This is a genomic window from Roseibium sp. MMSF_3247, from assembly GCF_030733765.1.
Classification (GTDB): Bacteria; Pseudomonadota; Alphaproteobacteria; order Rhizobiales; family Stappiaceae; genus Roseibium.
Window position 1 is genome coordinate 35,344 of record NZ_JASHII010000012.1, and the last position, 22,026, is coordinate 57,369.

Below are 22,026 nucleotides of genomic sequence, written 5' to 3' on the forward strand. Positions count from 1 at the left end.
TGTACCAGCAGCTCGACCAACGAACCCGCGACCGCCTTCACTGACACAAGCGTATCAACTACTCCGGCACCGTCGTCCGGCTTTAGCGCCACACCCAGAGTGCCAGGTCCATAGCCTACACAATTTTTGAGTTTGCCGGTCCGGTCAACAAGCTTTTGATCCTACATGCCGCCTCTGATGAGGTGGCTGACCCGTTTGCCCGCGGTCATAGGGATCGCGCACTCCAATGCATCCGCCCACTGTGGCCTGCTTTCGGTCATGCCCGGGACCATCCGGTGAAAATCGCACACATTGTAGCAAGCTCATTGTTGGCAACTCATCGATAAACTATGCTACGAACTACCTACGGTTCCTACACCGTACAATCACGGTGACTTATGCTTGAGCTCGACCAAATAGCCTACGACCATGCCCCGATGGGTCTTGTTCTGACCGAACATCGGGTTATCCGTACCTGCAACTACACATTTGCGCAGATGTTCGGATATGAGAAGGAAGTTCTGATCGGCCAGAGCTTTCGGCTGCTCTACGGAACGGATCACGAGTTTCATCAGGTCCGAGACATCGGACTGGGACCCTTGCGACAGTCCTTACCGTATTCGGATGAGCGGCTGATGCGGTGTGCCGACGGAAACCGGATCTGGTGCCGGTTCCGCGCACGGACGCTGACACCTGAAGATCCACTGGCGCGGACCGTTCTGAGTTTTGCCCTGATAGAAACAAAGGACAGCGGCCCACAGCTCACCAAACGGGAGCGGGAAGTTGTCCTGTTGTTGTCTCAGGGCAAGACGAGCAAGGAAATCGCCCGCGACCTTGGCCTTTCGCCACGCACTGTCGAAGATGTACGCGCCCGGCTTTTGAAGAAATTCGAAGTCAAGAACGTTGCTGTTCTGCTCGCCCGTTTGGCAGGCCTGTCTGGGCTCTCAGGGCCTAGCTCTCCAATGAGCTAGAGGCGCGCGGCCTTCTCCGCTTCATAGAGCGAAAGGACGTCCGTCCGGCGGCAGAGTTCAGTGCCGGACGTCAAGGCCGTTGCAGCGCCAGCCGCCACCCCCAGCCGGAAAGCCTCCTCCATCGGGTGTCCTTCCGTCAACGACCAGACCAGCGCGCCAACAAAACTGTCGCCCGCACCAACGGCTGACTTTGCGGCAACATGCCGGGCCGGCACCCGCAAGACAGTATCCTTGTTGACAAGAAGCGCGCCCTTTGTGCCCAGCGTGACTGTGACGTTTTCTGCAGCGCCTTTATCAACCAGCTCCTTCGCGAAATTCCGCACGCCGTCTTCGTCAAGCGGCCGGCCTGCAAGCTTTTGAAGTTCGCCCAAGCTTGGTTTGAACAAAAAGACGTTTCCATGATCCAGCGCAGCCTTCAAGGCAGCGCCGGACGTGTCGATCACAAACCGCCCCCCACGCTGAACCACTGGATCAATCATCTTCGCATAGGTGTCTTCCGGGACACCGCGCGGCAAGGATCCGCTGGCCACCACATAGTCCGCATCGGTTTCACCAAGGAGATCCATGATCGGCTGGAGCTCGCCGCCAGCCACCTCCGGTCCTTCCGGTACAAAACGGTATTCTATACCTGACGTTTCCTCGTGAACCGCGAACGCCATCCGGACGGGATTCGAAATAGGAAACCGGTGTAGGGCAATTCCGGTTTCGGCCAGAAAAGCATCCAGCAGAATTCCCGTTGCACCACCGGAAAGATAGGTCAGTTCCGGATTTCCTTCGAGTTCGGAAATCACCCGCGCAACGTTGACACCGCCACCGCCCGGATCCTGCCGCTGATTGGTGGTGCGCGTCTTGTGCATGGACTGCACCCGATCTGCATCACAGGAAACATCGATGGTGGGATTGAGCGCGATGCAAAGAACTTTGGTCATGGGATCCGTTTCGCTGGTGTCCCACTTGTTTTGCAAAAGCTGGGGTCGTTCTCAAGTCCGGTGAACTGCGCAAAAGAAAACCCCTCTCCGATTGGGGAGAGGGGTTCGGGACTTTCGACTTCGGCTGTTGCTTCCCCGGCCGCGCGCCGGGGTTCAGCTTCGGTGAGGTCCCGGCTCACGGCCGGGACAGCACACACCGAAGGACTGAAAGCCAGTTATCACCCAGCCGCTGCCACAGCCCGTTTTGCCATGACCGTGACCAGATTGGCGCGGTAAGCAGCCGAACCATGCAGATCCGACAAGAGATCATCCGCATTCGGCGCAATACCGGAGACCGCGTCTGCCGACCAGTTGCTGCCAAGAGCCGCTTCCATATCGTTCATACGGAAAACGCCGTCTTGCCCGGCTCCGGTAACAGCAACCTTCACCGACCCATCTGAACCCTGTGCCACGAAAACACCTGCCATGGCATAACGGGATGCCGGGTTCGGGTATTTGGCATATGCGCTCTTCTGAGCGCCCGGGAACTTCACGGACTGAACCACTTCGTCTTCGTCCAGAGCGGTCTCGAACATCCCGGTGAAGAAGTCTTCTGCGGAAAGTTCCCGCTTGTTGGTGACAACAGTCGCACCCAACGCCACAAGCGCGGACGGATAGTCAGCGGCGGGATCGTTGTTGGCGATGGAACCGCCGATCGTACCCATGTGACGGACCGCCGGGTCACCAATGCCGCCTGCCAGAGACGCAAGGCCCGGCAGTTTGGATTTGACGATATCGTTGGACGCGACTTCCGCATGGGTGGTCGCCGCGCCGATGGCGACCCCGTCGCCGTCAGCGCAGATGCCCTTCATTTCGGCTATCTGAGTCACATCCACAAGATCGGACGGCGCCGCGAGGCGCTGCTTCATGGTTGGCAGCAGGGTTTGGCCGCCGCCCAAGATCTTGCCGTCGTCAGCTTTTGCAAGCAGGTCGGCGGCTGCGGCAGCAGAACCGGCCCGGTGATAGGTTGTTTCATACATTTCAGGGTCTCCCCAAAATAACTTCTCAATTAGGCGGGCGGCGCGAACCGCCCGGAATGATGTTCGCCAACGGCCTTACTCGGCTGCCTGCTTCAGGCCGGACTGCGCCAGCGCCCAGACCCGCTCCGGCGTTGCCGGCATGGTCAGGTCATTGGAGCCCAAAGCATCCGTGATCGCGTTGATCACAGCTGGTGGAGAGCCGATCGCCCCCGCCTCGCCGCAGCCTTTCATGCCAAGCGGATTGCCTGGGCACTCCGTGACATGGGTGGAAAGCTGGTAGGACGGAACGTCATCTGCACGCGGCATGGTGTAGTCCATGTAGGATGCCGTCAGAAGCTGACCACCTTCGTCATAGGCGGCATTTTCAAGGAGCGCTTGGCCAATGCCTTGCGTGATGCCGCCATGGACCTGCCCTTCAACGATCATCGGGTTGATGATCTTGCCGAAGTCATCCGCAGCCGTGAAGTTGACGATTTCCGTCTTGCCGGTTTCCGGATCGATCTCCACCTCGCAGACATAAGTACCTGCCGGGAAAGTGAAGTTGGTCGGATCGTAGAATGCGCCTTCTTTCAAGCCCGGCTCCATGCCCTCCGGCAGGTTGTGCGCGGTATAAGCCGCAAGCGCGACCTCGGTGAAGGTCAGCTTCTTGTCGGTGCCAGCCACCTTCAGCTCGCCGCCCTCGATCTGGATGTCACCTTCGGCGGCTTCCATCAGGTGCGCTGCGATCTTCTTGGCCTTGGATTCGACCTTGTCGAGCGCCTTGACGATCGCGGACATGCCCACGGCTCCGGAGCGGGACCCATAGGTGCCCATGCCGAACTGCACTTTGTCGGTATCGCCGTGGACGATGGAAACCGAATCGGTGTCGAGGCCAAACCGCTCACTGATCAGCTGGGCAAAAGTGGTTTCGTGCCCCTGACCGTGGCTGTGCGAGCCTGTCAGAACCTCAATGGTGCCGACCGGATTGACCCGGACTTCAGCCGATTCCCAAAGACCGACACCAGCACCGAGTGACCCGACCGCTGCAGACGGCGCAATGCCGCAAGCTTCAATGTAGCAGCTGAGGCCAATGCCGCGCAGCTTGCCACGAGACGCGGCTTCCGCCTTGCGCGCGGCAAAACCGTCATAGTCTGCTGCCTTCAAGGCCGCATCCAGCGTCGCATCATAGTCGCCGGCGTCGTAACACATGATAACCGGGGTTTGGTGCGGGAAGGCCCGGATGAAGTTCTTCCGGCGGAACTCCGCCGGAGACAATCCGACCTCACGTGCCGCCGTTTCCATCATGCGCTCAACCAGATAGGTCGCTTCCGGACGCCCAGCGCCGCGATAGGCGTCAACCGGGGTCGTATTAGTGTAGACCGCTTTCACGTTGGCGTGGATGGCCGGAATATCGTACTGGCCCGACAATAGCGTTGCGTAGAGATACGTCGGTACGGACGACGAGAACAGCGACATGTAAGCGCCAATGTTCGCAACCGTTTTAACGCGGAAGCCAAGGATCTTGTTGTCGGCATCAAGCGCCAATTCCGCCTCGGAGCGGTGGTCACGGCCATGCGCATCGGTGAGGAACGCCTCGGTGCGATCCGAGACCCACTTGACCGGGCGCCCCACGCGCTTGGACGCCCACAGGCAGACCATTTCTTCCGGGTAGATATAGATCTTGGACCCGAATCCACCGCCGACATCCGGCGCAATCACCCGAAGTTTGTGTTCCGGCGCAACGGCGTAAAACGCGGACAGCACCAAACGGGCCACATGCGGGTTCTGTGATGTTGTGTAGAGCGTGTAATGCTCTTCGGCATCATCATATCCGGCAAGCGCCGCGCGCGGCTCCATCGGGTTCGGCACCAGACGGTTGTTGTGGATCTCCATCTTGGTAACGTGAGCGGCTTTTTCAAAGGCTTCGTTCGTTGCAGCCTCGTCGCCAATTTCCCAATCGAAAATCAGATTACCTTCGGCTTCCGGGTGGAGCTGCGGCGCGCCGGGCTTCAGGGCATCGAGCGGATCGACGACGGCGTCCAGTTCCTCGTAATCGACAACAACCGCATCCGCAGCATCGCGTGCCTGGGCTTGGGTATCGGCGATAACAACGGCAACAGCCTGACCGACATGACGGACGATCTCCGGCTCAAGGGCGCGCCAGCCGCCCATTTTCATCGGTGTGCCGTCCTTGGAATGGATCATCCAGCCGCAGATCAGGTTGCCGATCCCGTCGCCAACCAGTTGATCTCCGGTCAGAACGGCATCAACACCGGGCATCGCCAAAGCGGCCTCGGCATCAATACCCGTTACTTTCGCATGAGCATGCGGTGACCGCACAAAAGCGGCATAGCCCATGCCCGGCATGGTCATGTCATCGGTGTACTTGCCCTTGCCGGTGATAAAACGCTTGTCTTCTTTGCGCAGGGCGCGGGCGCCAATCCCTTCTACTGCCATCACTCTCTCCCTAAAACTGTGTGGCTTTGGCCTCAACCATCTGTGCTGCACCGTTCCTCCCGGCAGCACACGGACAGTCAGGCCGTGTATCGGTCCCATGCACCGCAGTGCATGCGAGATTGCTGCGAGTAACTGGTGTTACTCGGCGGCCTGGGCCATTCCGGCCATTTGGTCAGAAGCGGATTTGATCGCCTTGACGATGTTCTGATAACCGGTGCAGCGGCAGATGTTGCCTTCCAGCTCGTGGCGGATGGTTTTTTCATCCAGATTGCCAGCACCATGGCGGTTGATCATGTCGATCGCGCTCATGATCATCCCGGGTGTACAGAAGCCGCATTGCAGACCGTGATGCTCGCGGAAAGCTGCTTGGACCGGATGCAGATTATCCGCACTGCCGACGCCTTCCAGGGTCACAACCTCGGCGCCATCGGCCTGAGCGGCCAGCATGGTACAGGATTTAACGGCCTTGCCGTTTACATGCACCACACAGGCTCCGCACTGCGAGGTATCGCAGCCCACATGGGTTCCGGTCAAACCGCGCACATCCCGGATGAACCCGACCAGAAGCGTGCGGTCCTCCACATCTGCCGAAACGGACTTGCCGTTCAGCACCATCGACACTTTTGCCATGAATTCTTCTCCCTCAGATACTTCCAGATCGGAACACCCGCGTCCAAAGGGTCTTCTGATCCGATTTCCTCCGGCTTAGCGCCGGTTGTTCGGCTTGTCCGGTCCCGCTCTGGTGTCCAGTTCCGGATCCTCCATCCAGAGACTTTCCAAAACACCGGACCAAACGTCAACTGCCGCCAAAAGGGCGGCAGTCAAATTCAGCTAGCCAAGGCCAACACGACAATGAGGCCTGCCAAGGCAATCAGCCCCCAGACCATGGGGCCACCAAAGGCACCACGCCCGGCCGCCGCTTCAATGTTTTCTTCCGCCTTGTGCAACTGGTCTTCGACGGCATGTTCAGCTTCTTCCAGAGCGTGAACGACCCCTGAAGGGGTGTCTTCAACGGCAAGCCGCTTGGCTTCTTCTGCAACGCCGGGATCCAATTCCTCCGCGTTTCCAGCAGACGCCTCTGCAACCGTTTCGGTGGTTTCTTCTGCTGCCGGTGCAGGACCGGCAACGGCTTCAGAGAACTTTGCGAAAAAGTCTTCCGCCATTTTCTTCGCAGTGGAGTCGATCAACCGGCTGCCAAGCTGCGCCAGCTTGCCGCCAACTTGCGCTTTGGCGGTGTATTCCAGCAACGTGCCGCCTTCGACTTCGGTCAGCTTCACGTCTGCGGAGCCTTTCGCAAACCCAGCGACGCCGCCCTTGCCTTCACCCACAATCGTATAGCTCTCCGGAGCATTGATGTTCTCAAGGGTGACCGCACCTTTGAACTTGGCTTTCACCGGACCAATCTTTGAGGTCACGGCTGCCGTCATTTCGGTGTCGGATGTTTTTTCGAGGGATTCACAACCGGGAATGCTGGCTTTCAAAATCTCCGCATTATTCAGTGCGGCCCAGACAGCATCCCGAGACGCTGCAATCACCTGACTGCCCGATATGTCCATTGTGGTCCTCCAAAGCCGATTTTTTTCTAAAATCGTTGGTTCATAGAAAAGAACAGAGTGCTGTCCCTGTACACTGTACTTTAGGTCACGCCCTCCAAATCCGATACCGCGACCAGAGCAGGAACCAGGCTCGCTTTACAAGTCTTCGTTTCAACAGCTACAAATTTATAGTGGTGACGGCAAACCCGGAGACAAGAGGCCGCTGTCATCCGGGAGGATACTTTGGACGCGAATGCCTGGACGCAATTCGGCTGCGGGGTCGTAGCTTTGACCGCTCGCCAGCCAGACGATGCTCGATTTTGGGCAGATCTGGAAGCCGCCGCTCAATCTTCGGCGTATTCCCTTGGATTAATCTTTTATTCCCAGGACAGTTTTCCGGCGGACCTGTTACGGTCGAAAATGGCTGAGTACGCTGTCGGTTTGCCCTATGCAGCGTGTTCAACAGCCGACGAAATTGGCGGTGTAGATGAGGGCGCCGGCCGGTGTCTGGCCATCTTGTTTCCGAAAGATCAGTTTGCGATCACGCCATTCAGGATCAACGGGATCCGATCCATCGGATTTGACCGCATCGTTGCCCAGGTGAAACGCGAACGGCAGGCCTTTGAACACGACCCGGCACCATTTCCAGGCACGGAAGACAAAGGCGACACCTTTGCCCTATGCCTGATCGACGGTCTTTCCGTTGTGGAGGAGATGGTCACCGCCGCCCTGCACTGGGCTTTGGAGGACATCCCTCTGCTTGGCGGCTCCGCTGGCGACAGCATGCATTTTGCAAAGACATCCCTGATCCTTAACGGGGCAGCCGGGGATGATTGCGCCATCGTCCTTTTGTGCCGCAGCCGCATCCCTTTCAAGATCTTCAAGACCGACAACTTCATTCCGACCGACCGAAAGCTGGTTGTCACCCGCTCTGATCCGGCACGCAGGATTATCTACGAATTCAACGCCGCTGAAGCCGCGTCCGAGTATGCCCTCGCTGTCGGGCTTGATCCTTCGTCGCTATCTCCGCTGAGTTTTGCGTCCCATCCGCTCGTGGTCCGGGTCGGCGGTGAGTATTACTGCCGCTCGGTGCAGAAGGTAAACCCGGACGGGTCGCTCTCCTTCTTCTGTGCAATCGACGACGGGATTGTCCTGACCGTTGCCGAGCCCACGGGCATGAGCCGGTCAACGCGGGAAGCATTCGAGAGTGTCGATGCGGAAATCGGCGGCATCGATTTTGTGCTCGGGTTCGACTGCGCCCTTCGCCGGATAGACGCGCAAAACCGGCAGGCGACGCAGCGCATCAATGCGATCTATGACGCTTACAATGTGCTCGGCTTCAACACATACGGTGAGCAGTATCTGTCGATGCATCTCAATCATACGTTCACCGGAATTGCCTTTGCGAAACCCCCAGCCGAACCGGAAACGCCATCATGAGCCTTTATGATATCGATGACCCGGTCCGGCTGAAAAAGATAAATGCAGCGCTGGTCAATCGCGTTGAGCAGGCGGTCGATCAACAACGCAACGCGTTTTCGCTGTTTGAAACGGCCATTTCCCTTGAGGGTCAGATCCGGAAGCGAACCGATGAACTGACATCCGCCTTACGCCGCGTGGAAGAAATCAACGTCGAGCTCGCCCGCCAGAAAGACATCTCCGAGCGGGCCAACCGGTCGAAGACACAGTTTCTCGCGGCTGCCAGTCACGACATTCTGCAGCCGCTCAATGCAGCCCAATTGACAATCTCGTCGCTCTACGACCTCCAGCAATCGGACAAGGCAAGAGCCATGGTTGCGCAAGTCGAGCGGTCTCTCGATACGATGAATGAGCTCTTGCGCACGCTGCTTGATATTTCGCGTCTGGATGCCGGCGTGACGATGCCGCGGTTCACTTCCGTGCCGATTCCCCCAATTCTGGACAGTCTCCTGTCCGATCTTCGGCCCATGGCCGAAAAAAAGGGTCTGCGGCTGCGGGTGGCCGTCACGAATGACTGCGTCTACACCGACCGGCTCATGCTGCGACGCGCCCTTCAGAACCTCATCTCCAACGCCATTCATTATACGGACAAAGGCGGTGTATTGATCGGCACCCGGCGGCAGGGAGACCGGATTTCAATTGAAGTGATCGATACGGGTCGCGGAATTCCGGAAGACCAGCAGGAAAAGATCTTTGAGGAATTTCATCGCGGACCACTATCAGAGGGAACCGCAGATCAAGGAACCGGACTGGGCTTGGGCCTTGCCATCGTCAATCGTCTTGTGACCGCGCTCAATCACGAGGTCTCCGTTCAATCCTCTCTCGGAAAAGGCAGCGTCTTCCGCATCAGTGCGCTTAGGGCCTCCACCCCCCCGGCGTTGCAAACTGCAGAAGCTCAGCCGTCGGCCCCGCCCGCAGCCAAGGGCAACCTGTCCGGGCGCAAGATATTGGTTCTGGAAAATGACCCGGCTGTTATTGAGGCAATGGAGGGGCTGCTTGCGAACTGGGGCTGCGAATTCAAGGTTGGGCGGTCCACACGGGATGCGCTGGAAGCATTGGAAAGCTTACGCTGGATCCCGGACCTGATCATCGCCGATCACCATCTGGATCATGGCAATCTCGGAACTGAAACACTGGCCCAGCTTTTTACTATCCTGCCAACCAAAGTGCCGGCAATCCTTGCGACGGCCGATGCCTCCGAAACTGTTGTTGAAGAAGCCAAGCGGCTTGGTGTTGAACACATGCCGAAGCCTGTGAAACCGGCGCAATTGCGGGCACTGGCAACGCATCTGATCAACGGCGGCGAATAGTCTCTATCAGCTATTGAACTGATTAGGCGGGCGCAGCCGCTGTTGACAGCTCGAACGGACTGGCGGTGCCCAGCGCCTCAAGGCGATTGACCTCAATGACGGCCTGCGTCCGGCTGGAAACACTCAATTTGCGCAAGATTTCAGACACGTGCGCCTTGACCGTGGTTTCGCCAACCGACAACTCATAGGCAATCTGCTTGTTGAGAAGGCCATTGCAGATCATTTGCAACACACGGATCTGCTGAGGCGTCAGGCTGGACAGCCGTTCGATCATCTTGCGAGTATCATCGTCAATTGGGTCTTCCGCACCATCTGCGTAGGTTTCCGGCACATAAACTGCCCCGTTCATAACCTGTTGAATGGCATCGGCCAGCGTCGTCTTCTTCGAGGATTTCGGAATGAAACCAGCCGCACCATAAGCCAGCACTTGCGCAATGATCGGCGGATCCTCAGCCCCTGAGACGACCACGACCGGAAGGCGCGGATAATGGGTTCTCAAATGCAGAAGCCCGTCCATTCCCTTGACGCCGGGCATCGATAGATCCAGGAGCGCCAGATCAAAGCCAGAATCGTCCTGCAAGAGCTGGTTCGCCTCATCAAGTGAGGCTGCATCGAGCGTATCTGAGTTCGGATAGGCAAGCTCAACGGCACTGTGCAACGCTTCGCGAAACAGCGGGTGATCATCGATGATCAGAAATTTACTGGCGCTGCCGGTCTCCATGGACATTGCTGCGGACCTCCCTTCCGCGTCTTGATATCTGCCGCCTCATGGCCACTGTGCTTGTTATCCGGCCACGGTGCGAACAGACCACCAGTCTTTCGCGGTCCCTGTCCGAACTCAACTGTTCTTTAGATCAAGTACAAGAACCGTGACGAATGCGTTAGCCTATAGATCCGCGACCTTGATCACCGTCGTACCGATTTTGGTGCCAGCTTCCACAAAGGCATGGGCTTCGGCAGTCTGGTCCAGTGAGAACGTACGGGCAACTGGATGCTGCAATTCGTTGTTGGTCAGCCAGCCGGTGATGTCCACAACAGCAGCGGTTCGCGCGGCTTCGGGCAGGACATAGACCAGCACCATCCGCAAGGTCTGCCCGGCAAACATCATTGGGTAAAACGGAAGTTTCGGTTCCGGGTCCGCCATGGAACCATAGGCAGCAACCGTTCCGTTCTGCGCCAGCACCTTTTGCGTGACGGAGAGATTGCCTCCGAACTCCACCTCGACAATCCGGTCAACACCCTTTCCATCCGTTGCGTCCAAAATGGCTGCAGCAACATCTTCGGTGCGATAGTTCAAAACGAAATCTGCGCCCATCTTCAGCGCGTGCTCAGCCTTTTCCTCAGAGCTGACGGTGGTGAACACCCGGGCACCGCGCAGTTTGGCCATCTGGATGGCATAAGACCCCACAGTTCCGGCGCCGCCGGTCACCAAAATATCCTGGCCGTCGATCGGACCATCGGCAAAGAGGCAGCGGTGCGCGGTCATTGCAGGAATGCCGAGACAAGCGCCCGCCTCGAAACTTGCCTCCGTCGGCAGATAAACCGCTTGCTCCTCGTGCAGGGCGACCAGCGTGGCGTTCGATCCATGTGGCCGTTTCCAAGCCGCATTCCAAAGCCAGACCCGCTCGCCGATACGCTCTTCATTCACACCTTCACCAACGGCCACGATCCGGCCGGCACCATCGCTGTGCGGAATGATGCGCTCAAAAGCCATCGCCCCCCGCGCACCTGCCCGAGATTTCACATCCGAAGGGTTGGGAGCTGAAGTTGCCACCCGCACCAGAACTTCGCCTGGAGCCGGTTTGGGATCGTCGAGATCTCCAACGATAATCACCTCGGAGGCAGGTCCATTTTTTTCGTAGTACGCAGCTTTCATGTCTTTGTTCCTGCTCTTGGTTTTGGCGGGTGACCGGTTTGCGGGTCATTGAGCACCAATATGGTGTGCGAATAGGACCTAGCCCGAAAATAAAAGTGTTTTCCCGGCATTTTTCTCATTGATCCACCCATCACCGCTCCTTCCTTGGAGGAGATCCGAATTCAAGCCGGTAGGCGCGGGTCATCGCACTGGCGTTTTGGTATCCGCAGCGCACGGCGATCTCCGCGATGGTCAGATCCGTCGACTGAACCAGACGGCGCGCTTCCCTAAGACGGATCGATTTATAAACCGCCAACGGCGTCATTCCGAACTCGGACCGAAACCGGGTTTCCAGCAGACGCTGGTCAACTTTAAGTCTTCCTGCAACAGCGGGAATAGCGAGCGGAGTTTCAATGTTCCGCCGCATCAACGCGGTTGCTTCGCGCATGAGGGCATCACCGGAACGTACCGGCAACAGGTCCGGACGCTCGCCGCTGCTGCCGTGCATGAACAGCGCAGCCACTTCCAGCGCAAAGAGCGGACTGTGGTCTTTCTTGATAATCTCCAGCATCAATTCAAATGTCGTAGACGCCCCGCCACAGGAGGCAATCCGGTCTTCCAGCACAAACCGGTCTTCAACGACATCGACATCGGGAAAGGTTTCGGAAAAACCTGCGAACTCGTCCCAGTGAATGGTGACCCGAGCATTCTCTAGGACGCCGGCGGCCGCGAGCATCCATGCACCCGTGTCGAGACCTCCCAGCAGCTTGAACCGCGCCCGGGCCGCCCGAAGGATCTGATGCAGCTTTGGCGTTGAAAAGGCCTTGAAGCCGTAACTTGGCATAACAAACAGGTAGTCGCCGCCCGGCGGCGCGTGCTGCCACTTGAGCGTTTCAACTGGCAGGCCGCTGGACGACGTCACCGTGCCGCCCTCGACGCTGGCATGCTGCCAGGAATAGAGCTGCTTACGCGCGATGGTGTTGGCGGCGCGGAAAGGCTCGACAGCGTTCGCCAGGCAATGGTTCGAAAAGTTGTCGAACAGCAGCACGCAAATTGACCGACCCTGCGGAATATTCTCGTTTTCAGTTTTTCTCAAAACCTGCATGATTTCTTACCAATACTGCACAGACGATCAGCTTGCTTTCTCTCACTCTCAATCCATCAAATCAAGAGAGGCGCTGGCGATGCATTTTGGCCTGACCGAAGAACAAGAAATGATCGTGTCCACCGTACGGTCGTTCGTTGAGAACGAAATCTACCCGCATGAGGAGATGGTGGAAAAGACCGGCCAGGTGCCCCATGAGCTTGGAGAAGAGCTGAAACAAAAGTGCATCGATCTCGGATTTTATGCCTGCAACTTTCCGGAAAGTGTTGGCGGAGCGGGCCTCAGCCACCTCGATTTCACGCTTGTGGAGCGCGAGCTTGGCCGTGGGTCCATGGCGCTTAACCATTTCTTCGGCCGTCCACAAAACATCCTGATGGCGTGTGAAGGCGAGCAGAAAGAGAAGTACCTGCTCCCGGCTGTGCGCGGCGAGAAAATGGACGCGTTGGCCATGACGGAGCCGGACGCCGGGTCCGATGTCCGGGGCATGAAATGTCAGGCCGTACGCGATGGCGGGGACTGGGTGATCAACGGCTCCAAGCACTTCATTTCCGGGGCCGAGCATGCCGATTTCTTTATCGTCTTCGTGGCTACCGGCGTGGACGAGACGCCAAAAGGACCGAAAAAACGGATCACCTGCTTTCTTGTAGACCGCGGCACGCCTGGTTTCGAAGTGCGCGACGGCTACAACTCCGTCAGCCACAAGGGCTACAAGAATTACATTCTGTACTTCGACCAGTGCCGTTTGCCGGATGCGCAGGTGCTGGGTGAAGTCGACGGCGGCTTTGAGGTCATGAACGAATGGCTTTATGCCACGCGCCTGACCGTTGCGGCCATGAGCGTTGGCCGCGCACGCCGCTGCTTCGACTACGCGGTGAACTATGCTGCCGAACGCAAGCAATTCGGCCAGTCCATTGCAAAGTTCCAGGGTGTTAGCTTCCAGGTCGCCGACATGATCACCGAGATCGACGCGGCGGACTGGTTGACACTTGCTGGGGCTTGGCGTCTCGACCAAGGCTTGCCCGCCAACCGGGAAATTGCCAGTGCCAAGGTCTATGCGACCGAGATGCTGGCACGCGTGACCGACACCACGCTGCAGATCTTTGGCGGCATGGGTCTGATGGATGATTTTCCGATCGAACGTTTCTGGCGCGATGCGCGGGTTGAGCGGATCTGGGACGGCACAAGCGAAATTCAACGACACATCATCAGCCGGGACATTTTCCGTCCGCTGGGAGCATAAGGATGCGGTCCTTGAACCGGCTGCTGAACCCGCGCTCGATTGCGGTTGTGGGCGGGGGCACCTGGTGCGAAAGCGTCCTCAAGCAGTGCCGCGCCTTTGGCTACACGGGCCAATTGACGGCCGTTCATCCAAAACGCAGCGAAGTCGCCGGTTTTCCGGCGATCCCGTCTCTTGATCAGTTGAACGAGGCACCGGATGCGATTTTCGTCGGCGTCAACCGGCATGCGACCATCGAAGTGATCCGTGAGGCAGCGAAACTTGGCGCAGGCGGTGCCGTTTGTTTTGCGTCCGGTTTCCGGGAAGCTGCGGCAGAACTGGAAGACGGCGCCAACCTCCAGCAAGAACTGGTGGCCGCAGCCGGTGACATGCCGATCCTCGGGCCCAATTGCTACGGGTTCATCAACGCGCTGGAAACCGCATCGCTCTGGCCGGATCAGCACGGCCTTGCGAAAGTTTCCAGCGGCGTTGCCATTATCTCGCAAAGTTCCAACATCGCCCTGAACCTCACCATGCAGGCGCGTGGCCTGCCGATTGCCTACATCATGACAGTCGGCAATCAGGCGCAGTCGGGATTGTCTCACATCGGCGAAGCTTTGCTTGATGATGACCGCGTCACAGCGATCGGTCTTCATATCGAGGGGATCGACGATCTCCCGTCCTTTGAAGCCTTCGCGAGAAAGGCCTGGTCCTGCGGAAAACCGGTCGTGGCGCTGAAGACCGGCCGTTCCGATCAGGCTCAGGCCGCCACGGTCTCGCATACGGCCTCGATTGCCGGCTCGTCCGCAGGCGCGACGGCCCTGTTTGACCGGCTCGGTATTGCAGAAGTCCAGTCACTGCCGGTGCTTCTGGAAACACTCAAGCTCCTGCACGTCCATGGACCGCTTAAATCTGCGCGGATCGCATCGCTCTCCTGTTCCGGTGGCGAAGCCAGCCTCATGGCGGATCTCGGACTTACCCATGATGTTGTTTTTCCAGACCTCACCCAGACGCAGTCAGACGCTCTGAGAAAAGCGCTCGGGCCCAAGGTCGCCCTCGCCAACCCGCTCGACTATCACACCTATATCTGGGGTGACTCGGATGCGATGACGGCCACGTTTGCCGCCATGATGGCCGGAGATCTGGCGCTTGGCCTCGTGGTCCTGGATTTCCCACGGGAAGACCGCTGCGATGGCGCCGAGTGGGAAAAGGTGATCGGCTCCATCGAAGCGGCCGCCAACCTGTCGAACAAGCCGATGGGCATTGTCAGCTCTTTGGTAGAAGCACTGCCGGAGACCATTGCGGTAGACCTTATCGACCGCGGCTTGGTTCCCTTTTCAGGCATGGAAGAGGCCCTTGCAGCCATCGCCGCGGCTTCAAATATGAGCCCCCCTCCGGCTGATAACGTCTTCACCTCACCACCATTGACGAACCCTGAAACCCTGAGCGAACACGAAGCCAAGCGACAGCTTGAAGCTTTCGGGATCCGCGTCCCCAAAAGCGCTTCCGCAGCCTCCCCGCAGGAGGCGGCAGAAGTGGCCGAACATGTTGGTTTTCCCGTTGTTTTGAAAGGGCAAGGCATCGCGCACAAAAGCGAAGCCGGGGCGGTGGTTCTCAATCTCAATTTCCAGGAAGATCTTCAGTTGGCAGCGGAAAAAATGTCTGTCGGGACTTTTCTCGTGGAGGAAATGGTCACCGGCGCGCAGGCAGAGCTCCTGATCGGCATCGTGAGGGACCCTGGGCACGGCCATGTTCTCACCATCGCTGCCGGGGGCGTTTTGACCGAACTCCTGCAAGACGGCGTGTCCCTCACCGTTCCCGCAGGCCGCTCAGAAATTGAAAAAGCTCTCGGAAGACTGAAAATCTCAAAAGTGCTCGCCGGCTACCGCGGCCGGCCTGCTTGCGACCTTCCTAAGATTCTCGATACGATCATGGCTCTCCAAGACTACGTTCAATCCGGAACGGTCGAAGAGGCCGAGATAAATCCCCTCCTTTGCGGCCGGGACTTTGCGATTGCGGCCGATGCCCTCATCAGATGCGGACAGAATCATGACGGATAACCCAATAAAGACAAGCGTCACCGGCCATATTTTGGAGGTCACGCTGGACCGGCCAAAGGCCAATGCCATCGACCTCAAAACAAGCCGGATCATGGGAGATGTCTTCACTGACTTTCGCGACAACCCGGATCTGCGGGTGGCGATCGTAACAGGCGCCGGTGAGAAGTTCTTCTGCCCGGGCTGGGACCTTAAGGCTGCCGCAGACGGTGATGCGGTGGATGGTGATTACGGCACAGGCGGCTTTGGCGGATTGCAGGAATTGCGCGGCCTCAACAAGCCAGTAATCGCGGCCGTCAATGGTATTTGCTGCGGCGGCGGGCTGGAGCTCGCCCTGTCTGCCGACATCATTCTGGCTGCCGATCACGCCACTTTTGCCTTGCCGGAAATCCGCTCCGGCACAGTGGCCGATGCCGCCAGCATCAAGCTGCCCAAACGCATCCCGTATCACATTGCCATGGAAATGCTCCTGACCGGCCGCTGGATCGAAGTCGAGGAAGCTGCCCACTGGGGTCTCGTCAATCACGTCTATCCGGCTGCCGACTTGATGACAGAGGCACGAAAGATGGCCGAGTTGCTCGCCTCCGGCCCACCGCTCGTCTACGCCGCGATCAAGGAAGTCGTGCGTGAAGCGGAAGACATGAAATTCCAGGACGCCATGAACCGCATCACCAAGAGCCAGTTCGAAACCGTCGAACGCCTCTATCGATCGGAAGATCAACTTGAGGGCGCCCGCGCCTTTGCTGAAAAACGCGACCCGGTCTGGAAGGGCCGATAAAAGGGGAAACCATGCCACTTCAAATGAATCGGGATGTCTTCATCACCTGTGCCGTCACTGGCTCCGGCTCAACCCAAGACAAATCGCCTCACGTTCCGCGAAGCCCGAAGGAAATCGCAGACAGCGCCATCGATGCAGCCAAGGCGGGTGCTGCAGTCGTTCACTGCCATGTCCGCGATCCGGAGACCGGTGCCCCCTGCCGCCGTCTGGACCTCTACCGTGAACTCACGGACCGCATTCGCTCGGCCGACGTTGATGTGATCCTCAATCTGACAGCGGGAATGGGCGGCGATATCGTTTTCGGATCAACCGAAGCTCCATTCCCTGTGAACGAGGCTGGCACAGACATGATAGGGGCGAGCGAGCGTATGGCGCATATCGCCGAGTGCCTCCCGGAAATCTGCACCCTTGACTGCGGCACCATGAATTTTGCCGAAGCCGATTATGTCATGACCAACACTCCCGGCATGCTCCGGGCCATGGGCGGCATGATGACCGAGCTCGGCGTCAAGCCGGAAATCGAAGCCTTTGACACCGGTCATCTCTGGTTTGCCAAACAGCTGGTCGAAGAAGGCACGTTGACATCCCCGGCCCTCGTTCAGCTGTGCATGGGTGTTCCCTGGGGCGCGCCAAACGATCTCAACACCTTCATGGCAATGGTGAATGCGGTTCCGCAAGACTGGACCTGGTCAGCCTTCAGCCTTGGCCGCGATCAAATGCCCTATGTCGCAGCTTCCGTTCTGGCCGGCGGCAATGTTCGCGTTGGCCTGGAAGATAATCTCTTCCTGGAAAAGGGCGTTCTTGCCACCAATGCCCAGCTTGTCGAAAAGGCGGTCGGCCTCATTGAAGGCATGGGCGCCCGAATAGCTGGCCCAGACGCCGTGCGAGAAACACTGGGTCTGACCAAGAGGGCACCAAAATGAAGGCGGCAATCATTGGCGGCGGCGTCATCGGCGGAGGTTGGGCCGCAAGGTTTCTCCTGAACGGCTGGGATGTTGCCGTTTTTGATCCTGATCCGGACGCGGAACGCAAGATTGGCGAAGTGATCGCCAATGCGCGGCGCAGCCTTCCCGCCCTTTATGACACGGCGCTGCCGGCCGAAGGGACCTTGAGTTTCCACTCCGCGATGGCAGATGCTGTTCGGGACGCAGACTGGATCCAGGAGAGCATTCCAGAGCGGCTGGACCTGAAACACAAGATCCTGGGAGACCTGAGCGCACTGGCGCCGGAGACCGCGGTCATCGGCTCATCAACATCCGGCTTCAAGCCATCGGAGCTGAACGAGAAAGGCGCGCGCGCAATCGTCGCCCACCCGTTCAATCCGGTTTATCTCCTGCCGCTCATTGAGCTGGTTGGAGAGGCTAGGGCCTGCGAGACGGCTGCGTCCATTCTCCTCTCGATCGGTATGTTCCCCCTGATGGTCCGCAAGGAAATCGACGCTCACATTGCCGACCGGTTTCTGGAAGCAGTCTGGCGCGAGGCCCTGTGGCTGGTCAAGGACGGTATTGCCACCACTGAAGAAATCGACGAGGCCATCCGGATGGGTTTTGGCATCCGATGGGCGCAGATGGGCCTGTTCGAGACCTATCGGGTTGCCGGCGGTGAAGCTGGTATGAAGCATTTCATGGCCCAGTTCGGCCCGGCCTTGAAGTGGCCCTGGACAAAACTGATGGACGTCCCGGAGTTCACCGAAGAGCTGGTTGACTTGATCGCGGGGCAATCCGATGCGCAATCCGGCCATATGTCAATCCGCGAGCTGGAGCGCCTGCGGGATGACAATCTCGTCGGCATGATGCGGGCGCTTAAAAAGACGGGTAGTGGCGCCGGAGGCGTGATCCAGCGCCATGAGGCAGAATTGCCAAAACCTGATGCCACGGATTTGCCGATCACCGCTGACCGGCAAATCCCTGTCAGCTGGACCGACTACAACGGCCATATGAACGAGACACACTATCTCGAGGCCGGGTCACTCGCGACAGACCGGTTCATGGAGCTGATCGGCGCGGACGCAGACTATATCGCGTCGGGCAAAAGCTATTTTACCATCGAAACCCATGTCCGCTATCTCAGCGAGCTTCACGCCGGTGACAGGCTGATCATCCGCACCCAGGTGCTTAAGGGTGAAAGCAAGAAGCTGCACCTCTTCCACTTCCTTTACGGGCCGGACGACACGCTTGCTGCGACCGTTGAAACACTGTTGTTGCATGTGGACCTGACAACCCGGGCAAGTTCGCTGCCGGATCAAAATGTTTTGGAGCAATTGCAGTCCTATCATCACGCCCATGCGGCGCTTGGACAGCCAGAGGGAGCGGGACGATCCGTCGGCCAAAAGGCCTGACTTCAACAGTATGTACACCGCACAACTAAAAAAAACCCGCCTCTTTGGGCGGGTTGATTTGTTGCTTTAGCCTGTGCCGAAATTCACGCTCAAGTACGTTGCTGTCCTTTGTGGTCGCTACAAGGCGGGCAGCCATAGCGCCAGGCCAGGAAACAAGACCAGCAATGCGACAACCAGCAGCGAGCAGCCAATGAATGGGAAAGCCGAGGTGTAAATGTCGCGCATGGTTGTGCCAGGGGGCGCGACCCCCTTCATCACAAACAACAGCAGCCCGAATGGTGGTGTTGTAAAGCTGATTTCCAGCGACAAGAGCATGATCAGGCCGAACCAGATCGGATCGAAGCCCAGCGTCAGAGCAAGCGGGAAGAAAATCGGCACGGTCAGCAGCATGATGGAGATCTGTTCCATGAACATGCCGAGGATCAAAAGAACCGCAAACATAACGAGCAGCATCGCGATTGGTGCCAGCTCAAAGGATGTTGCCCAGTTGACCAACCCGCGGGAGGCCCCCGAAAATGCAAGCAACTGGCTGAAAGTGGCCGAGCCGAACACGATCAGATAGGCCATCAGGGTGACCCGAAGCGCACCGGTGATTGATTTGCGCATAGCCTCCCACGTGAGGCAGCGGAAGACGGCAGCCAGAACGAGAACGCCCAGCGCGCCGAAGGCAGCCGCCTCTGATGGCGTGATGAAACCATTGATCATCAGCGTGATAATAATGACCATCACGCCCACCATCGGAACCACCTCGCGCACCAAGAGCGAGATTTTGGCACCGATCGACATCGGTTCCACGTCATAGGCCGGTGCAGCGGACGGATCGATTTTCGTCTGAAGCCAAATGGTGGCGATGTAGAATCCTGCCAGGATGAGCCCCGGAATGACCCCTGCAATCAGCAAGGCCCCAACATCAATCTGCGCAAGCGTTGCCAAAAGCACGGCAAGAGCAGATGGCGGGATGATGATGGCCAAACCACCGGTCCCAAGGATCGGACCAATGCTCATATGGGTCTTGTAACCGCGCCGGTTCATCTCCGGGACCATGAGCGAGCCAAGAAGCGCGGTCGATCCCATGGACGAGCCAGAGAGAGTTGAGAACGCTGTCCCGCCCATGACGGTGACATAGCTAAGGCGCCCCGGAAGCCGGCCGAGTAACTTGTCGATGGCCGTGAACATACGGTTGCCGAGACCCGTATGAAAAAAGATCTCCCCCATCAACAAAAACAATGGGATGGGGACCAGGGCGAACTTCGTCATGGACCCAAGGCCATTGTTGAGCAGCTGGCCAATGCCGCGCTCCCCGCCCATGAAAATCCAGGCTCCCACGATGTTCGCCGCGAGAAACGCCAAGGCGACCGGCATCCCGATCGCCATGAGGGCCACGATCACACCCAGCAAAAGGGCGAGCGCCTCATACCATTCCATTATTCGTGTATCCCTGCTTCACCGGTATGGAGGGTGTCCGGCCCGGCGACAAAGCGCGAAAACTCTATTGCCATCAGCCCGAAGCTGACGGGAAAGGAGATCGTGAGAAGCCAACGGGGGTAATAATAGGCACGCGTGTCATAATCACCGCGCTCGATATTTTTCAAAAACAGTTCAACGCCTTGCCAGGCCAAAATGAGGCATACAAGGACACAGGCGAGCGCAACACTCCGGCTCACAACGTTCCGGACGGCAGGTGGCAAGATCGACGTAATGAGCTCGATATGCACATGCCCTTTTTCGCGCACCAGCCACGGCGCACCCAGCATGGTCATATAAAGAAGTCCGTATTCGGCTGACGTAAACAGCCAGGCAAACGGCTGCATACCCATATTTCGCATGAGCACAGAGCCGACCACCGATACCATCAGCCACACAAGCGTTGCCCCGGCTGCAATCGCCATTGCATCGATCAAGGCGTTATAGGCTTTCTTAAGTGCTGTCATGAAGACCGCCTGCTCCAGCAAAAAAGAGGGCCCGCGGTCCCCGCGAGCCCATGTTTCAAATGCTTATTTTGCAGCGTCGAAATCGTAGAACAATTCGATCAAACGGTCGTAATTGTCGGTACCGCCCGGCTGTTCTGCCATCAGGCCCTTCATGCGCTCCCACGTCTTTTCGCGGGCTGCTGCGAGGTAATTCGCCTTGGCTTCGCCTTCCAATGAAACAGAGATCATGCCGGCAGCATCAAGAGCTGCAAAGTCCTCATCCCGCTTCTTGCGCAGAGCCTCAACACTGTCCTTCTCATGCTGAATGGCGACGTCCTGCAGGATCTTCTTGGATTCGTCAGAGAGGGAATTCCACTTCTCCAGGTTCACGATCACGCCAAGATCAGTGGAGAAGAAGCAGGGCTCGATCCGGTAGTTCAGGAACTCATTCCATTTCAGATCGATCAGACCGATCTGGGTCCAGCCGGTTGCATCGACAACGCCCCGCTGCAGGGCAGCATAGACTTCACCGGTCGGCAAATCGATCACTTGTGCGCCGAGGTAGTTGGAGAAAAACGCGTTGTAGACGTTGTTGCCGCGCAGCTTCAGGCCTTCCACTTCAAGATTGCCGTCGGCATCAAAGGTCGGCTCGTCGCGGGTCCAGAGATTGTAGCAGACACCACTGTCGAACCAGCCGAGATATTTCAGGCCCATTTTTTCCTGGTGGATCTGATCAATCAGCTCCGTACCGCCGTTCTGACGGGTCTCAACAGCGGTCAGATTGGAGCCAACCATCGCGTCTTTTTCCGGCAATGCACCGCCATAAAAGGAACCCGGCGTGTAAACCATGTCGACAATGCCGTCACGTACAGCATCCGGCTGCTGGAACATGCCGATGGCTTCCGGACCGCCGCGCACATCAATCTGGATCACGCCCTTGCCAGCTTCGTTGACCTTGTCGACGAAGGACAGGAAGCTTTTGGTGTAAATCAAAGTTTCCGGGAACGCATGAACCGCGGAAATCCTGTCTTCCGCATGCGCGGTCGCTGTGAACAGTGATGCACTGGCAACCAAGCCAGCTACGAGGATATTTTTCATAGTCTCACTCC

Annotated in this window: 19 protein-coding genes; 8 read left to right on the forward strand and 11 right to left on the reverse strand. The window is 58.0% G+C overall.

Annotation, left to right across the window (positions count from 1 at the left end; all coding sequences use genetic code 11):
- The first annotated feature begins 377 nt into the window (after positions 1-377).
- Positions 378-950, forward strand: a complete 573-nt coding sequence (locus RBB44_RS24220; protein ID WP_306150403.1) for a PAS and helix-turn-helix domain-containing protein — start codon at positions 378-380, stop codon at positions 948-950.
- Here RBB44_RS24220 and RBB44_RS24225 read toward each other — a convergent pair.
- The 5 genes from RBB44_RS24225 to RBB44_RS24245 all read right to left on the reverse strand — a co-directional run bounded on the left by RBB44_RS24225 (position 947) and on the right by RBB44_RS24245 (position 6,890).
- Positions 947-1,879: a 1-phosphofructokinase family hexose kinase gene (locus tag RBB44_RS24225; protein ID WP_306150404.1), complete on the reverse strand. Its 933-nt coding sequence runs from the start codon at positions 1,877-1,879 to the stop codon at positions 947-949. The genes RBB44_RS24220 and RBB44_RS24225 overlap by 4 nt on opposite strands.
- Before the next feature lie 218 nt (positions 1,880-2,097).
- Positions 2,098-2,898, reverse strand: a complete 801-nt coding sequence (locus RBB44_RS24230) for a xanthine dehydrogenase family protein subunit M (RefSeq protein WP_306150405.1) — start codon at positions 2,896-2,898, stop codon at positions 2,098-2,100.
- A 75-nt stretch (positions 2,899-2,973) separates the two neighbouring features.
- Complete coding sequence (locus tag RBB44_RS24235) at positions 2,974-5,334, reverse strand: xanthine dehydrogenase family protein molybdopterin-binding subunit (protein ID WP_306150406.1); 2,361 nt, start codon at positions 5,332-5,334, stop codon at positions 2,974-2,976.
- Between the two features lie 138 nt (positions 5,335-5,472).
- Positions 5,473-5,964, reverse strand: coding sequence for a (2Fe-2S)-binding protein (locus RBB44_RS24240; RefSeq protein ID WP_133945589.1), 492 nt, complete (start codon positions 5,962-5,964; stop codon positions 5,473-5,475).
- A 197-nt stretch (positions 5,965-6,161) separates the two neighbouring features.
- A complete protein-coding gene (locus tag RBB44_RS24245) occupies positions 6,162-6,890 on the reverse strand; it encodes a carbon monoxide dehydrogenase subunit G (RefSeq protein WP_306150407.1) in 729 nt (242 codons plus the stop codon).
- Positions 6,891-7,112: 222 nt separating this feature from the next.
- On the opposite strand from RBB44_RS24245, the gene RBB44_RS24250 reads away from it, so the two are divergent.
- A complete protein-coding gene (locus RBB44_RS24250) occupies positions 7,113-8,309 on the forward strand; it encodes an FIST N-terminal domain-containing protein (protein WP_306150408.1) in 1,197 nt (398 codons plus the stop codon).
- Positions 8,306-9,658 (forward strand): hybrid sensor histidine kinase/response regulator, encoded by a 1,353-nt coding sequence (locus RBB44_RS24255; protein WP_306150409.1) that lies wholly within the window; start codon positions 8,306-8,308, stop codon positions 9,656-9,658. The genes RBB44_RS24250 and RBB44_RS24255 overlap by 4 nt, the downstream gene beginning before the upstream one ends.
- 22 nt (positions 9,659-9,680) lie before the next feature.
- Here RBB44_RS24255 and RBB44_RS24260 read toward each other — a convergent pair whose 3' ends face one another.
- The 3 genes from RBB44_RS24260 to RBB44_RS24270 all read right to left on the reverse strand — a co-directional run bounded on the left by RBB44_RS24260 (position 9,681) and on the right by RBB44_RS24270 (position 12,618).
- Positions 9,681-10,385: a response regulator transcription factor gene (locus RBB44_RS24260; protein WP_306150410.1), complete on the reverse strand. Its 705-nt coding sequence runs from the start codon at positions 10,383-10,385 to the stop codon at positions 9,681-9,683.
- A gap of 159 nt (positions 10,386-10,544) precedes the next feature.
- Positions 10,545-11,534 carry an NADPH:quinone reductase gene (locus tag RBB44_RS24265; RefSeq protein ID WP_306150411.1) on the reverse strand — a complete coding sequence of 330 codons (990 nt, stop codon included), beginning with the start codon at positions 11,532-11,534 and terminating at the stop codon, positions 10,545-10,547.
- Between the two features lie 130 nt (positions 11,535-11,664).
- Positions 11,665-12,618 carry a GlxA family transcriptional regulator gene (locus RBB44_RS24270; protein ID WP_306150413.1) on the reverse strand — a complete coding sequence of 318 codons (954 nt, stop codon included), beginning with the start codon at positions 12,616-12,618 and terminating at the stop codon, positions 11,665-11,667.
- 79 nt (positions 12,619-12,697) lie between these two features.
- Between RBB44_RS24270 and RBB44_RS24275 the strand changes: the two genes are divergently transcribed.
- From RBB44_RS24275 to RBB44_RS24295, 5 genes are read left to right on the forward strand one after another with little or no spacing between them, the layout of a single operon-like run.
- Complete coding sequence (locus tag RBB44_RS24275; RefSeq protein WP_306150414.1) at positions 12,698-13,858, forward strand: acyl-CoA dehydrogenase family protein; 1,161 nt, start codon at positions 12,698-12,700, stop codon at positions 13,856-13,858.
- A 2-nt stretch (positions 13,859-13,860) separates the two neighbouring features.
- Complete coding sequence (locus RBB44_RS24280; protein ID WP_306150415.1) at positions 13,861-15,894, forward strand: acetate--CoA ligase family protein; 2,034 nt, start codon at positions 13,861-13,863, stop codon at positions 15,892-15,894.
- Positions 15,884-16,669: a carnitinyl-CoA dehydratase gene (locus tag RBB44_RS24285; RefSeq protein ID WP_306150416.1), complete on the forward strand. Its 786-nt coding sequence runs from the start codon at positions 15,884-15,886 to the stop codon at positions 16,667-16,669. The genes RBB44_RS24280 and RBB44_RS24285 overlap by 11 nt, the downstream gene beginning before the upstream one ends.
- 11 nt (positions 16,670-16,680) lie before the next feature.
- The gene (locus RBB44_RS24290; RefSeq protein WP_306150417.1) at positions 16,681-17,592 is read left to right on the forward strand and encodes a 3-keto-5-aminohexanoate cleavage protein; all 912 of its coding nucleotides are present in this window, start codon (positions 16,681-16,683) and stop codon (positions 17,590-17,592) included.
- Entirely contained in the window at positions 17,589-19,007 is a 1,419-nt protein-coding gene (locus RBB44_RS24295; protein WP_306150418.1) for a carnitine 3-dehydrogenase, read from the forward strand. Before RBB44_RS24290 ends, RBB44_RS24295 begins: the two co-directional genes overlap by 4 nt.
- Positions 19,008-19,124: 117 nt before the next feature.
- Here the strand turns inward: RBB44_RS24295 and RBB44_RS24300 are convergent, their stop codons facing one another.
- From RBB44_RS24300 to dctP, 3 genes are all read right to left on the reverse strand, one after another.
- Positions 19,125-20,432, reverse strand: coding sequence for a TRAP transporter large permease (locus tag RBB44_RS24300; protein WP_306150419.1), 1,308 nt, complete (start codon positions 20,430-20,432; stop codon positions 19,125-19,127).
- Positions 20,432-20,938 (reverse strand): TRAP transporter small permease, encoded by a 507-nt coding sequence (locus RBB44_RS24305; RefSeq protein WP_209176666.1) that lies wholly within the window; start codon positions 20,936-20,938, stop codon positions 20,432-20,434. The genes RBB44_RS24300 and RBB44_RS24305 overlap by 1 nt, the downstream gene beginning before the upstream one ends.
- 63 nt (positions 20,939-21,001) lie before the next feature.
- Positions 21,002-22,015, reverse strand: a complete 1,014-nt coding sequence (gene dctP / locus RBB44_RS24310) for a TRAP transporter substrate-binding protein DctP (protein WP_306150420.1) — start codon at positions 22,013-22,015, stop codon at positions 21,002-21,004.
- Between the last annotated feature and the right edge of the window lie 11 nt (positions 22,016-22,026).

What these genes read in the sequence shown, in the direction of transcription:
- RBB44_RS24220 (WP_306150403.1), top strand. Translation starts at nt 378, where the DNA reads ATGCTTGAGCTCGACCAAATAGCCTACGACCATGCCCCGATGGGTCTT.
- RBB44_RS24225 (WP_306150404.1), bottom strand. Translation starts at nt 1,879, where the DNA reads ATGACCAAAGTTCTTTGCATCGCGCTCAATCCCACCATCGATGTTTCC.
- RBB44_RS24230 (WP_306150405.1), bottom strand. Translation starts at nt 2,898, where the DNA reads ATGTATGAAACAACCTATCACCGGGCCGGTTCTGCTGCCGCAGCCGCC.
- RBB44_RS24235 (WP_306150406.1), bottom strand. Translation starts at nt 5,334, where the DNA reads ATGGCAGTAGAAGGGATTGGCGCCCGCGCCCTGCGCAAAGAAGACAAG.
- RBB44_RS24240 (WP_133945589.1), bottom strand. Translation starts at nt 5,964, where the DNA reads ATGGCAAAAGTGTCGATGGTGCTGAACGGCAAGTCCGTTTCGGCAGAT.
- RBB44_RS24245 (WP_306150407.1), bottom strand. Translation starts at nt 6,890, where the DNA reads ATGGACATATCGGGCAGTCAGGTGATTGCAGCGTCTCGGGATGCTGTC.
- RBB44_RS24255 (WP_306150409.1), top strand. Translation starts at nt 8,306, where the DNA reads ATGAGCCTTTATGATATCGATGACCCGGTCCGGCTGAAAAAGATAAAT.
- RBB44_RS24260 (WP_306150410.1), bottom strand. Translation starts at nt 10,385, where the DNA reads ATGTCCATGGAGACCGGCAGCGCCAGTAAATTTCTGATCATCGATGAT.
- RBB44_RS24265 (WP_306150411.1), bottom strand. Translation starts at nt 11,534, where the DNA reads ATGAAAGCTGCGTACTACGAAAAAAATGGACCTGCCTCCGAGGTGATT.
- RBB44_RS24270 (WP_306150413.1), bottom strand. Translation starts at nt 12,618, where the DNA reads ATGCAGGTTTTGAGAAAAACTGAAAACGAGAATATTCCGCAGGGTCGG.
- RBB44_RS24275 (WP_306150414.1), top strand. Translation starts at nt 12,698, where the DNA reads ATGCATTTTGGCCTGACCGAAGAACAAGAAATGATCGTGTCCACCGTA.
- RBB44_RS24280 (WP_306150415.1), top strand. Translation starts at nt 13,861, where the DNA reads ATGCGGTCCTTGAACCGGCTGCTGAACCCGCGCTCGATTGCGGTTGTG.
- RBB44_RS24285 (WP_306150416.1), top strand. Translation starts at nt 15,884, where the DNA reads ATGACGGATAACCCAATAAAGACAAGCGTCACCGGCCATATTTTGGAG.
- RBB44_RS24290 (WP_306150417.1), top strand. Translation starts at nt 16,681, where the DNA reads ATGCCACTTCAAATGAATCGGGATGTCTTCATCACCTGTGCCGTCACT.
- RBB44_RS24295 (WP_306150418.1), top strand. Translation starts at nt 17,589, where the DNA reads ATGAAGGCGGCAATCATTGGCGGCGGCGTCATCGGCGGAGGTTGGGCC.
- RBB44_RS24300 (WP_306150419.1), bottom strand. Translation starts at nt 20,432, where the DNA reads ATGGAATGGTATGAGGCGCTCGCCCTTTTGCTGGGTGTGATCGTGGCC.
- RBB44_RS24305 (WP_209176666.1), bottom strand. Translation starts at nt 20,938, where the DNA reads ATGACAGCACTTAAGAAAGCCTATAACGCCTTGATCGATGCAATGGCG.
- dctP (WP_306150420.1), bottom strand. Translation starts at nt 22,015, where the DNA reads ATGAAAAATATCCTCGTAGCTGGCTTGGTTGCCAGTGCATCACTGTTC.